This window comes from Ruegeria sp. CDSC021 (assembly GCF_059610845.1).
Map to the genome: position 1 here is coordinate 262,394 of NZ_JBXWOK010000003.1, position 12,337 is coordinate 274,730.

Genomic DNA, 12,337 nt, shown 5'->3' on the forward strand with positions numbered 1-12,337 from the left:
ATGTTTCCCAAGCCAATCGAAAAACAACCTCGTGCAGCGCAGATCACCTATCAGGCGTTGCTGCCGCTGGCCTTGCTTTTGTGGCTCGGGCCGTTGCTGGCCGTCGCCCTATTCTCGGTCAAACCCGCCGCGGATTTCACCAATGCCAACTACTGGGGGATGCCGTCCAGCTTTGAGGGCGCATTCAACTATGGGCAGGTGTTTTTCAATTCGGATATGCCGCGCTATCTGATGAATTCCTTCCTGATCACCGTTCCCACGGTCATCGGGTGCGTCGCGCTCAGCAGCATGACGGGGTTTGCACTCGGCATCTACAAATTCAAATCGAACCTTTGGATCTTCTTCCTGTTCGTAGCGGGCAATTTCGTGCCTTTCCAAATCCTCATGGTGCCCGTGCGCGACCTGACGCTGGACCTGGGCCTGTACAACACCAAGACCGGGCTGGTCTTGTTTCACATCGCGTTCCAGACCGGGTTTTGCACCCTGTTCATGCGGAATTTCATCCGCGCCCTGCCCTTTGAACTGATCGAGGCGGCGCGGGTCGAAGGGATCAGTGAATGGCGTATCTTCTGGTACGTGGTGCTGCCGCTGATGAAGCCCGCCATTGCGGCGCTCAGTGTGCTGATCTTTACCTTCATCTGGAACGACTATTTCTGGGCAGTAGTGCTGACGCAAGGTGCTGAGAGCCAGCCTGTAACCGCAGGGATCACCAGCTTTAACGCGCAGTTCCGCGCCGCCTATCAGCTGATGAGTGCCGGTTCCATTGTCGCGGCGCTGCCGCCGGTTGCCATGTTCTTCCTGATGCAGAAACATTTTATCGCGGGCCTGACACTCGGTGCCGTAAAATAACATCAAGCTAAAGGTTTGCCTGATGACCAAAATCACTTTTATCGGGGCCGGTTCCACGATCTTCATGCGCAATATCGTGGGCGATGCCCTTTTGACCCCCGCCCTGGCCGACAGCCATTTCGCCTTGATGGATATCGACACACAGCGCCTGGCTGAGAGCGAATCCGTGGCCCGCGCCATGGTGCGCTCGGTCGGCACGGGGGCCACCATAACCACCCATACCGATCGGCGCGCCGCATTGGAGGGGGCGGATTTCGTGATTACCGCCTTTCAGATCGGCGGGTATGACCCCTGTACAGTGACTGATTTCGAGATCCCCAAGCAATATGGCCTGCGTCAAACCATCGCCGATACGCTGGGCGTGGGCGGGATCATGCGCGGGTTACGCACCGTTCCGGTTCTGTGGGACGTGGCGCAGGACATGATGCAGCTCTGCCCCAACGCGACGCTGTTGCAATATGTGAACCCGATGGCGATCAACACTTGGGCTCTGGCCGAACGGTTTCCGACATTGAAACATGTCGGACTGTGCCATTCGGTGCAAAACACGGTCGAGGAACTGGCCCATGATCTGGACCTGCCCAAGCAGGAGTTTCGCTATAAGGTCGCAGGCGTCAACCATGTGGCTTTCTTCCTCAAGCTCGAGCATCAGGGCCGCGATCTGTATCCTGCGCTCCGACAGGGCTATGCCGGTGGACAACTGCCGAAACCGCCCCTTTTGATGCCACGCTGCCCCAACAAGGTCCGGTACGAAGTGATGGAGCATCTGGGCTATTTCTGCACCGAAAGCTCGGAACATCTGGCCGAATATGTGCCCTGGTTCATCAAGGACGGGCGCGACGATCTGATCGAGCAGTTCTCGATCCCGCTGGATGAATATCCCACCCGCTGCGTCGAGCAGGTCGAGGACTGGAAAGAACAGGCCAAGACCCTGACCGACGGGCGTGCGGTTGAGGTGTGCCGCAGCCACGAATTCGCGGCGGACCTGATGAACGCCATCGTGACCGATACGCCCTATACTGCCTATGGCAACCTGCCCAATACCGGTCAGATCCCGCAACTGCCCTTGGGGGCTGCTGTGGAAACGCCATGCCTGGTGGACAGCAACGGGGTGCAACCCTCGGTCGTGACCGACATCGCACCGCAGCTGATTGCGCTGATGCGCACCCAGATCAACGTGCAGGAGTTGACCGTGCGGGCGCTGACCGACCAGAACCCCGAATACATATACCACGCCGCCATGATGGACCCACATACCGCCGCCGAGCTTGACCTGCGCCAGATCCGTAATCTGGTCAGCGATCTTTTGATCGCGCATGCGGATTGGTTGCCAGACTGGTGCAAACCGGCCAAAGCGGCATGACCAAATATTAAAGGGCTGAAAATAATGACAAAAAAACGCCGCTCGCAGCATTGGTATGGCAAGCTGGACAAGGATGGTTTCATCCACCGGTCCTGGATGAAGAACCAGGGCTTTCCCGACCATGCCTTTGACGGGCGTCCCATTATCGGCATCTGCAATACATGGTCCGAACTGACGCCGTGCAATTCCGGCCTGCGCGATCTGGCCGAAGGCGTCAAACGCGGCGTGTGGGAGGCCGGCGGCTTCCCGGTCGAATTTCCGGTCATGTCGCTGGGTGAAACCCAGATGAAGCCCACCGCCATGCTGTTTCGCAACCTACTGGCCATGGATGTCGAAGAATCCATCCGCGCCTATGGGATTGACGGCGTGGTTCTGCTGGGTGGCTGTGACAAAACTACGCCGGGGCAACTTATGGGAGCCGCCTCGGTCGATCTGCCCGCCATCGTTGTCAGTTCCGGCCCGATGCTGAACGGTAAGTATCGCGGGCAGGATATCGGCTCGGGCACGGATGTATGGAAGTTTTCCGAAGCCGTGCGCGCCGGGGAAATGACCCTGCAGGATTTCATGAATGCTGAATCCGGCATGTCGCGCAGCGCCGGTGTCTGCATGACCATGGGCACCGCGTCGACCATGGCATCCCTGGTTGAGGCGATGGGCATGAGCCTGCCCACCAACGCCGCGCTGCCCGCCGTTGATGCTCGCCGAATGGCGCTGGCGCATCTGACCGGCAAACGGATCGTCGAGATGGTGGATGAAGACCTCAAACCCTCGGGCATTCTGACCAAAGAGGCGTTTGAAAATGCCATTCTGGCCAATGCGGCCGTGGGCGGATCGACGAACGCCGTGGTGCATCTGCTGGCTTTGGCCGGTCGTGTAGGCATCGACTTGACACTGAAGGATTTTGAGATCGGGTCGGATATCCCGCTGCTTGTGAACTGTATGCCCTCGGGCCAATACCTGATGGAGGATTTCTGCTATGCAGGTGGCGTGCCTGTGGTTTTAAACGAACTCAAACCCTTCCTACGACCCGCCAAAACGGTCCTGAACAAGGATATTTCGGCCCATTACGAAGGTGCAGAATGTTTCAACCGCGATGTGATCCGTCCCTTCAACGACCCAGTGAAACCTGCCGCAGGCCTGCGTGTGCTGCGCGGAAATCTGGCGCCGAACGGGGCCATTGTGAAACCTTCGGCGGCCACGGACGCACTGTTGGAGACCGAGGCTGTGGCCCATGTCTTCGAAAGCATCGAAGATATGAAGGCCAATATCGACAGGGATGACTTGCCGGTGACGCCCGAGACAATATTGGTGCTGAAAGGCTGTGGACCCAAGGGTTATCCCGGCATGCCCGAGGTTGGCAATATGCCGATCCCGGCCAAGCTGGTGAAGGACGGTGTGCGCGACATGATCCGTATCTCGGACGCACGGATGTCCGGCACGGCATTTGGCACTGTCATCCTGCATGTCAGCCCCGAAGCCCAGGCGGGCGGCACGCTGGCGCTGGTCAAGACCGGTGACCGTATCCGTGTATCCGCTAGCAAGGGCGCGCTCGAGTTGCTGGTTGACCAAGTTGAACTGGACGCCCGACGCGCCGCATGGCAACCGGATGCTCCGCATTACACCCGCGGCTATGCCAAGCTTTACATAGACCACGTCCTGCAGGCCGATCAGGGTGCGGACCTGGATTTTCTTGTCGGCAAAGACACCCGCCTTGTGACCAGAGAGAGCCACTGATGGACCAACCCGCCACTTTCCACGACCTGAACGGTGCATCCGTCTTTATCACCGGAGGTGGTTCTGGTGTCGGGGCCGCTTTAACGGACGGATTTCTGGCGCAGGGTGCGCAGGTCGCCTTTATCGGGCGCTCCGACGCCAGTGCCTTTGTTGATGAGATGCGCGCCAAGCACGGGCGCGGGCCGCTGTTTCTGCAAGGCGACATGACAGATACCGACCTGCTGCGCGCCACAATGGCCAAAGCCGCCGAGGCCCATGGCCCCCTTGATGTGCTGATCAACAATGCCGCCAACGACAAACGCCATTCGCTTGACGAAACCACGCCCAAATTCTGGGACTGGATGATCGAGGTGAATCTGAAGGCGTATTTCTTTGCCTGCCAAGAAGCCGCACGTCAAATGCAGGACAAAGGCGGATCAATCATCAATTTCAGCTCGATCAGCTATATGATGGGTAATTCCGGTTATCCGATCTATACGACATCAAATGCCGGGATCACCGGGATGACCCGGTCGTTGGCGCGCGAGCTTGGCCCGCAGAAAATCCGCGTTAATGCGCTGGCCCCCGGATGGGTTCTGACACAGAAACAGCTGGACATGTGGGCCACGCCAGAAGATCTGTCCGCACATCTGGAACGCCAATGCCTAAAGGACCACCTGACGCCCGAGGATATGATCGCACCGACCCTGTTTCTTGCGTCGGAAGCCAGTCGCGCCATGACCGGGCAATGCATGGCCGTTGATGGCGGTGTTGTAGTAACAGGATGAGAACATGACAATCGAATGGATCGCTGTTGATTGGGGAACAACTCATCTGCGGGCATGGGCAATGCAGGGTGACACCATTCTGGACCAGGCTCAGTCCGCAAGCGGCATGGATCAAATTCCCCGGGATGGGTTTCAAAAAGCACTGCTGGACCTGATCGAGGGCTGGCTTGGCGATACGGTCATGGATGTGGTCGCCTGCGGTATGGTGGGTGCGCGCCAAGGCTGGGTCGAGGCACCATATTCCGCTGTACCTTCGGTTCCTGTTCCCGATGCACCTGTCCGCGTTCCGGCAACAGATCCCCGTATCCGCGCCTTTGTCGTACCCGGGCTAAAGCAAACAAGCCCCCCCGATGTCATGCGCGGAGAAGAGACACAGATCGCCGGTTTTCTGGCCCACCGGCCAAACTGGGACGGCATCATTTGCCTGCCCGGAACGCATACCAAATGGGTACAGGTCAGCGCGGATGAAGTCGTCAGCTTCCGCACATTCATGACAGGCGAAATCTTCGGATTGCTCAGCAATCAATCCGTCCTGAAACATACGGTCAGCGAAGGCTGGGACGACGCAGCTTTTGCCGAGGCTGTGGCGGATGCCCTGTCCCGACCGGAACAACTTGCCGCGCGCCTTTTCGGCCTGCGGGCCACTGATCTGCTGCAGGGTCAGGACTCCGGTGTCGCACGCGCGCGTCTGTCGGGATACCTGATCGGAGCGGAACTGGCCGCGTCCCGTCCCTATTGGTTGGGCCAGCAGATTGCCATTATCGGGGACCAAAGCCTCTCGGAAATCTATGCCATCGCGCTGAAACAGCAGGGTGCATTTGTTGAAATAGCCGACAGCACGCAATCTACATTGGCAGGTCTTTTGCAGGCCCGAAATCTGACGAGGCAAACCGCATGAGCCGTCCTATCATTGCAATTCTGCGCGGTCTGCAACCCACCGAGGCCGCCGAGGTCGGGCAGGCCCTGATCGACGCGGGCATAAACCGGATCGAGGTGCCCCTGAACTCACCCGATCCGTTGACCAGCATCGGCATTCTGGCGGAACGTTTCGGCGATCGCGCATTGATCGGCGCCGGAACCGTCCTGACCATCGAACAGGTCGATGCGGTGGCCGGGGTCGGCGGCAAGCTGATTGTCTCGCCAAATTTCGACGCTGAGGTGATACAGCAGACGATCAAACTGGGCATACAAAGCTGGCCAGGCGTCTATACCCCGACCGAGGCCTTTGGCGCGCTCAGGGCAGGGGCAACCGGGCTCAAACTGTTTCCGGGCGTGATGGCGGGGCCCTCGGGCCTGGCCGCAATACGCCCGATCCTGCCCAAGGACGCGCTGGTCTTTGCCGTCGGTGGGGCAGGCCCCGAAAACTTTGCCGAATGGCTCAAGGCCGGGACGGACGGGTTCGGGATCGGGTCGGCCCTGTATAAACCGGGAATGGCCGTTGCCGACATTGCAGAGCGCGCGCGAAAGATCGTCTTGGCCTATGACAAGGCCGCCCAATGAGTGTCGTGTTTGACGACCGTCCCTGCGATCTGGGCGAAGGGCCTTTGTGGCACCCGGAACGGGCGCAGCTATTCTGGTTCGACATCACCGGCAACCGCCTGATGACCCAGAAGGACGGGCATCAGCAAAGCTGGCAGTTCCCGGAAAATGTTTCAGCAGCGGGCTGGGTGGACAGGGACACGCTGTTGATGGCTTCCGAGACCGGGCTGTGGCGCTTTGACCAGAAAACCGGCGCGCGTAGCTTGGTCACCCATCTAGAGGCGGACGATACGGTCACCCGTTCCAACGATGGCCGCGCTGATCCCTGGGGCGGTTTCTGGATCGGCACCATGGGCAAGAACGCCGAACCCGGCGCTGGGTCCATCTATCGGTTCTGGCGCGGAGAACTGCGGCGGCTGGTGCCGGATGTCACGATCTCGAACGCCATCTGTTTTGCGCCGGATCGCTCTTGCGCCTATTTCACCGACACGGTCACCAGACAGGTCATGCGCTGGAGTTTGGACCCGGAAACCGGGTGGCCAGAAGGCCAAAGCACCGTGTTCCTCGACCTTACCAAAGACCAGCTGAACCCTGATGGAGCAGTGGTCGATACGAGCGGAAATATCTGGATCGCCCAATGGGGCGCCAACCGCGTGGCTGCTTACTCGCCTGAGGGTCGGTTCCTGAAGGCGGTCGGTTTTGACGCGGCCCATGCCTCGTGCCCGGCTTTTGGCGGGCCAGACCTGACAACGCTGTTCTGCACCACCGCTCGCCAAGGGCTGGATGCGACACAGATTGAAACCCAACCTACCAACGGAATGACCTTTGCCGCGCCCGACGCAGGCAAAGGTCAGGCAGAGCACAGAGTCATCCTATGAACCCGGAACTTGGCGTTTGCTATTACCCCGAACATTGGCCAGAGGCGATGTGGGCGGACGATGCAGCACGTATGGTCGAAACCGGCCTGACATGGGTGCGGATAGGCGAGTTCGGCTGGAGCCGGATGGAGCCCACGTCGGACAATCTGCACTTCGACTGGCTGGATCGCGCGATCGAAACCTTAGGTTCTGCCGGGTTGAAAGTGGTGCTGGGCACGCCAACAGCGACGCCGCCACGCTGGATGCTGGCCAAATACCCGGACATGCTTGCCGTGGATGCGCATGGTCAGCCGCGCAAGTTCGGCTCTCGCAGACATTATTGCTTTAGCCACACCGGGTATATCGAAGAATGCGTTCGGATCGCACGTGTCATGGGCGAACGCTATGGGCGCAACCCGCATGTCGCAGCATGGCAGATCGACAATGAATATGGCTGCCACGAAACCACTGTCAGCTATAGCCAACCCGCCCTACACGCCTTTCAAAACTGGCTGGAAGGTCAATACAGCACGATTGAAACCCTGAATGCAGCGTGGGGAAATGTGTTCTGGTCAATGGAATATGACAGGTTTGATCAGATCGACCTGCCGAACCTGACAGTAACAGAACCCAACCCGGCCCATGTTCTGGCCTTCCGGCGGTTCAGTTCAGATCAGGTGGTGGCCTTCAACAGGGCACAGGTCGAAGTGCTGCGGCCCCTGACCGATGCGCCTTTGCTGCACAATTACATGGGGCGTGTGCTCGATTTCGACCACTTCGCAGTGGGTACCGATCTGGATATCGCCACATGGGACAGCTATCCGATCGGGTTTCTATCTGACCGGCTTGAGGCGGATAAGGCACATAAGTCGGCCTTTCTGCAGCAAGGCGATCCCGACATGCAGGCCTTTCATCACGATCTGTATCGCGCTGTGGGGCGCGGGCGTTGGTGGGTGATGGAACAGCAACCCGGCCCGGTCAATTGGGCCCCTTACAACCCTGCGCCCCTGCCGGGCATGGTGCGCCTGTGGTCGCTTGAGGCCGTGGCGCATGGGGCAGAAGTGGTCAGCTATTTCCGCTGGCGGCAGGCGCCCTTTGCGCAAGAACAGATGCATGCAGGGCTTCTGACGCCGGACAACCGCTCTGCCCCGGCTTTGGCCGAGGCGCGCCAAACCGCCGATGATCTGGCCGGGCTGGGAGCAATCACACAGGCCCGAACGGATGTCGCGATCCTGTTCGACTATGCCTCGGATTGGGCCTGGGCGACGCAACCTCAAGGGGCTGGGTTCGACTATTTCAAACTGGTCTTTTCCACCTACCAAGCGCTGCGCCGGGCTGGATTGTCAGTGGACTTCCTGCCTGCGGATAACATCCCAAAGGCGGGGTATAAGGTAATCCTTGCACCGGGTCTGGCAACCATCAGTCCAGATCTGGAACAGCGCCTGACCGATGGTTGTGATCTGACTGTTCTGGGCCCGCGCTCTGGCGCCATCACGCTGGACTTTCAGATACCCGCAACTGGTCGCCCCGGGCTGACTGCACTGGATTGCACTGTCGATCTTGTGGAAACTCTGCCCCCTCAGGTGACCCGGGAAGTTGATGGTGGCGGCGCAGCCCGTCACTGGGTTGACCGCCTGTCAGGAAAGGCCCCGGACCTTTTGACATTTCAAGACGGAACACCTGCCCTGAAAGGGACCGACCACATGTGGTATCTGGCCGGGTTCCCGAATGACACGTTATGGGATCGCGTAATCAGCAAGGCCGCTGCTCGGACAGGCATTGCCTTGCATCCGATGCCTCAGGGTCTGCGGCGGCGCCAGACGTCCGGGCATACATTCCTGATCAACTACAATTCGGCGCCCGTTGAATGGAACGGCCGGATGATCGAAGCCTGTGATGTGTTCATTCAGGAAAATGACACGCCCGCCGAGGGGTAACCTCGGCGGGCGCAAACTGCGAGGCGCTTAGTTCGCCTGCAAACTGTTGGGATCAAAGGCACCGCCATTGCCCGAAGGCGTTTCAGTACCAGAATCCTCTTCTTCGTCACCCAGAGTATTCGGCGCAAACACATTGCCGAAACCGCTGTTATTCGAGGGTTTCGGGGCCGATTCCTGCGCACCCTCTCCCTCTTGCTCAGCCGCTTCCGCCTCGCGCTTTTTGCGCTGTTCTTCGCGCTGATTGCGCAGCTCTTGAATACGCAGGTCAGCTTCAAGGCGCTTTTGCTCTTTGACATCTGCGACACACTGAGCCGGATTATAGGCGGTTGCGGTTCCGACCACAGTGATCGTGGCAACCGCAAAGACAACCAGCAGAACCGCAGCAAGGTTCCCGGCAAAGAAGCTGGGAAGCTTGATTTTACCCGCCAGTTCCTCGACCGTGGCGTTCTTGCGTGCAGCAGCCACCAGTTCCTGTCGCTTCAGCTTGGCCTCGTTCAGCAAGGCAAAGAACACCGTCAGCGCCACGATGATGAAGGCCAGCGCCGAGATCGAGGGCGTGATGCCATAGCGCACCTTCTGTGCCAGTTCGATGGTCAGCGTGGGGTATTCACCAAAGGTGAAGGTGGTGGTGTTGTAGTTCTCGAACGAGGCCAAGAACGCCAGCACTGCCGCGCTGGCAATCGCCGGACGCATGAACGGGAGCATGATCTTGCGGAACGCCTGAGCATGGGTTGCACCCAGATCCAGCGCGGCCTCGGTCAGCGCCATATCATAGCGCTGCAACCGTGCCACCAGCACCAGCATGCAATAGCTGGCGATAAAGGTGGATTGGCCGATCACCGTCAGGAATATCCCGTTTGACAGGAAACTGTCGGCACCCAAGCCCAACATCCGGTTGATCCGGTCCCAGAACACCAGTGTCGAGATACCCAGAACAACGCCCGGGATCAGGATCGGCGCGATGATGACCGTATAGTAGGTCGCACGCAGTTTCGGCCAGATCTGCGTCAGCATCAGCGCGCCCGCTAGACCCATCGCCACCGATAGAACCACCGTTCCGGCACCGATGATCAGTGAGTTCTTGATGCCGTTCAGGATGCGTTGGTCCTGAAACAATTCGCCAAACCACTGGAAGGTCAGACACTCCCACGGTGTCATCCTTGGGAATTCGGACGAGTTGAAGGCCGTGACCGACATGATCACCAGCGGACCCAGAAGGTACAGGAAGAACAGCACCAGGTAGACCCAGATGCTTACACGGAGGAAGGACAAATTCATTTCCCTATATCCCCCATATTCACCTTGAACAGGCGCATTACGGCCAGCACGAACAAGATACAGGTCACCAGCAGAACGATGGCGTAGGCGGCACCCTGCGGCCAGTCATTGTTGTCGTTGAACTGCTGATAGATCAGCTGCGTGAACCACAGGGAGGACGGCCCGCCCAGAATTTGCGGCGCGGCCAGCGCACCCGCGGACAGCATGAACACCATAGTACAGCCCGAACTGATCCCAGGCTTGGCATAGGGAATGACCACGCGCCAATGGATACGCCACCAGGGGGCTCCCAAATCTCGCGCCGCCTCGATCTGGTTTTTATCCAGACTTTCTATGACGTTATACATCGGGAAGATCATCAGCAAGATATAGGCATAGCCCAGCCCGGCATAGAGCGCGATGTCATTGCGGATGAAATCAAACGGCATATCCCAGACCCCCAGCCCAGTGAACAGCGTGTTCAGTACACCGGTTTCGCCAAAGATGATTCGCAGGGCAAAGGCGCGCAGGATCTCATTGATCCAGTAGGGGATGATCAGCATGATCGCAAAGATGCGGATGTGACTGCCCTTGGACTGACCCAGATAATAGGCGATCGGATAGCACAGGATCAGGTTGAAGATCGTAACGCATACCGCGGCCAGAAGGGTGCGGAAAAACACCCTCAGATCGACGGCGTTATAGTCCTGGCTGCCGCCTTCCGGGCCATAGATCAGGTATTTGTAGTTCTCCAGCGTATAGACATCTTTTGGCCCCCCGATCTCGGGCGGGGGCAGGTTTGGCCGGAATGAGAAATCCAGCATCGACAGCTGCGGCAGGATGATCAGGCCGATGGTCCAGAACAGGACCAAACCCAGTATCATCAATCCCATGCCGGTGCCGTTGCGGTTGAAGAATTCTTTCAGAAAATGGGGCATATTTTTATCCCCTTATTCCGCAGCCAGCTCACCCGCTGGAACCAGAACCGCATTATGGGTCTGATATTCCAACGTGATGGTCTGCCCGGTATGGTCATCGAAAGATTGGCCTAGATTGGGCAGCGATACCTTAATTTCCTTGCCGCCATCGCCTTCGGTGAAAATATTGAAGGCGTTACCTTCGAATTCTTCATGGTTCACGCGGGCGGTTACAAAATGGTCGCCCACTGCACCGTCCGGGGCAATCGCCAGCGCCTCGGGGCGAATGAACATCATCGCGTCATCGCCTTCTTTCAGCTTGCCCTGATTTACAGTCGAAATCCGTGCAACCAGATCGCCGGATCGGTTGGTTGCAATCAGCGCCTCATCTCCCATGACTTGCTTGATCTTGCCGCGGAAAACGTTGTTTTCGCCAACGAACGAGGCCGCAAAAGCCGTGTTGGGGTCATTGTAAATTGTCTTGCCATCGGCAATTTGGTCGATCACTCCTGCACGCATTACGGCGATATTGTCCGACATGGTCAGCGCTTCGCCCTGGTCGTGGGTGATATAGATGAAGGTGATACCGACACGCTTCTGAATTTCGCGCAGCTCGGTGCGCATATGCTGACGCAGCTTGAGGTCCAGCGCCGAAAGCGGTTCGTCCAGCAGCAGTACATCGGGTTCGGCACATAGGGCGCGGGCAATCGCCACGCGCTGACGCTGACCACCCGAAAGCTCGCTGGGCAGCTTGTCACCCTGTCCCGGCAGCGCGATCATGTCCAACAGCTCATCGGCCCGCTTGCGGCGCTCGGCCGCGCTGGCGCCTTTGATCTCCATCGAGAAAGTGATGTTTTCCCAGACTTTCATCAGGGGAAACAGCGCGAGGTTCTGAAAGATCAGGGCAGTCGGGCGCTTGTTGGGCCCGATGCCGCGCATGTCATTACTACCGATCAGAACCTTACCCTCGCTGGGGTCCAGAAACCCCGAAACAGCGCGCAAAATCGTTGTCTTGCCGCAACCGGATGGTCCCAGGAACGAAAAGAAATCGCCCCCGTTTATGTTCACATTTGCGTCCCGCACCGCGACAAAATCGCCGAAACGGATCCACAGGTTTTCAAGATCTACACCGACCCCTGCACTCATTTTTGGTATCTCCGATTGATGCGCTGGTGGT

The 12,337-nt window shown here is 58.5% G+C and carries 11 protein-coding genes; 8 read left to right on the forward strand and 3 right to left on the reverse strand.

Annotation, left to right across the window (positions count from 1 at the left end; genetic code table 11):
- The 8 genes from AC2FGB_RS08070 to AC2FGB_RS08105 are packed head-to-tail and all read left to right on the forward strand — an operon-like array spanning window position 1 to window position 8,986.
- Window positions 1-849, forward strand: a complete 849-nt coding sequence (locus AC2FGB_RS08070; RefSeq protein WP_142636166.1) for a carbohydrate ABC transporter permease — start codon at window positions 1-3, stop codon at window positions 847-849.
- Between the two features lie 22 nt (window positions 850-871).
- On the forward strand, window positions 872-2,212 hold the full coding sequence (locus AC2FGB_RS08075; protein ID WP_496693728.1) for an alpha-glucosidase/alpha-galactosidase: 1,341 nt from the start codon (window positions 872-874) through the stop codon (window positions 2,210-2,212).
- Window positions 2,213-2,236: 24 nt separating this feature from the next.
- Window positions 2,237-3,946, forward strand: coding sequence for an IlvD/Edd family dehydratase (locus tag AC2FGB_RS08080; protein ID WP_496693727.1), 1,710 nt, complete (start codon window positions 2,237-2,239; stop codon window positions 3,944-3,946).
- Window positions 3,946-4,713, forward strand: coding sequence for an SDR family NAD(P)-dependent oxidoreductase (locus tag AC2FGB_RS08085; RefSeq protein ID WP_496693726.1), 768 nt, complete (start codon window positions 3,946-3,948; stop codon window positions 4,711-4,713). Before AC2FGB_RS08080 ends, AC2FGB_RS08085 begins: the two co-directional genes overlap by 1 nt.
- A 4-nt stretch (window positions 4,714-4,717) precedes the next feature.
- Entirely contained in the window at window positions 4,718-5,611 is an 894-nt protein-coding gene (locus AC2FGB_RS08090; RefSeq protein WP_142636158.1) for a 2-dehydro-3-deoxygalactonokinase, read from the forward strand.
- Window positions 5,608-6,213, forward strand: coding sequence for a 2-dehydro-3-deoxy-6-phosphogalactonate aldolase (locus AC2FGB_RS08095; RefSeq protein ID WP_496693725.1), 606 nt, complete (start codon window positions 5,608-5,610; stop codon window positions 6,211-6,213). Before AC2FGB_RS08090 ends, AC2FGB_RS08095 begins: the two co-directional genes overlap by 4 nt.
- A complete protein-coding gene (locus AC2FGB_RS08100) occupies window positions 6,210-7,070 on the forward strand; it encodes an SMP-30/gluconolactonase/LRE family protein (RefSeq protein WP_142636154.1) in 861 nt (286 codons plus the stop codon). Before AC2FGB_RS08095 ends, AC2FGB_RS08100 begins: the two co-directional genes overlap by 4 nt.
- Entirely contained in the window at window positions 7,067-8,986 is a 1,920-nt protein-coding gene (locus AC2FGB_RS08105) for a beta-galactosidase (protein ID WP_496693724.1), read from the forward strand. The genes AC2FGB_RS08100 and AC2FGB_RS08105 overlap by 4 nt, the downstream gene beginning before the upstream one ends.
- Window positions 8,987-9,013: 27 nt before the next feature.
- Here AC2FGB_RS08105 and AC2FGB_RS08110 read toward each other — a convergent pair whose 3' ends face one another.
- The 3 genes from AC2FGB_RS08110 to AC2FGB_RS08120 are packed head-to-tail and all read right to left on the reverse strand — an operon-like array spanning window position 9,014 to window position 12,306.
- Window positions 9,014-10,264 carry an ABC transporter permease gene (locus tag AC2FGB_RS08110; RefSeq protein WP_496677216.1) on the reverse strand — a complete coding sequence of 417 codons (1,251 nt, stop codon included), beginning with the start codon at window positions 10,262-10,264 and terminating at the stop codon, window positions 9,014-9,016.
- Window positions 10,261-11,181 carry an ABC transporter permease gene (locus AC2FGB_RS08115; RefSeq protein ID WP_142636148.1) on the reverse strand — a complete coding sequence of 307 codons (921 nt, stop codon included), beginning with the start codon at window positions 11,179-11,181 and terminating at the stop codon, window positions 10,261-10,263. The genes AC2FGB_RS08110 and AC2FGB_RS08115 overlap by 4 nt, the downstream gene beginning before the upstream one ends.
- Before the next feature lie 12 nt (window positions 11,182-11,193).
- On the reverse strand, window positions 11,194-12,306 hold the full coding sequence (locus tag AC2FGB_RS08120) for an ABC transporter ATP-binding protein (protein ID WP_496693723.1): 1,113 nt from the start codon (window positions 12,304-12,306) through the stop codon (window positions 11,194-11,196).
- Between the last annotated feature and the right edge of the window lie 31 nt (window positions 12,307-12,337).

Coding starts and splice junctions, on each gene's coding strand:
- AC2FGB_RS08070 (WP_142636166.1), top strand. CDS start 1: ATGTTTCCCAAGCCAATCGAAAAACAACCTCGTGCAGCGCAGATCACC.
- AC2FGB_RS08075 (WP_496693728.1), top strand. CDS start 872: ATGACCAAAATCACTTTTATCGGGGCCGGTTCCACGATCTTCATGCGC.
- AC2FGB_RS08080 (WP_496693727.1), top strand. CDS start 2,237: ATGACAAAAAAACGCCGCTCGCAGCATTGGTATGGCAAGCTGGACAAG.
- AC2FGB_RS08085 (WP_496693726.1), top strand. CDS start 3,946: ATGGACCAACCCGCCACTTTCCACGACCTGAACGGTGCATCCGTCTTT.
- AC2FGB_RS08090 (WP_142636158.1), top strand. CDS start 4,718: ATGACAATCGAATGGATCGCTGTTGATTGGGGAACAACTCATCTGCGG.
- AC2FGB_RS08095 (WP_496693725.1), top strand. CDS start 5,608: ATGAGCCGTCCTATCATTGCAATTCTGCGCGGTCTGCAACCCACCGAG.
- AC2FGB_RS08100 (WP_142636154.1), top strand. CDS start 6,210: ATGAGTGTCGTGTTTGACGACCGTCCCTGCGATCTGGGCGAAGGGCCT.
- AC2FGB_RS08105 (WP_496693724.1), top strand. CDS start 7,067: ATGAACCCGGAACTTGGCGTTTGCTATTACCCCGAACATTGGCCAGAG.
- AC2FGB_RS08110 (WP_496677216.1), bottom strand. CDS start 10,264: ATGAATTTGTCCTTCCTCCGTGTAAGCATCTGGGTCTACCTGGTGCTG.
- AC2FGB_RS08115 (WP_142636148.1), bottom strand. CDS start 11,181: ATGCCCCATTTTCTGAAAGAATTCTTCAACCGCAACGGCACCGGCATG.
- AC2FGB_RS08120 (WP_496693723.1), bottom strand. CDS start 12,306: ATGAGTGCAGGGGTCGGTGTAGATCTTGAAAACCTGTGGATCCGTTTC.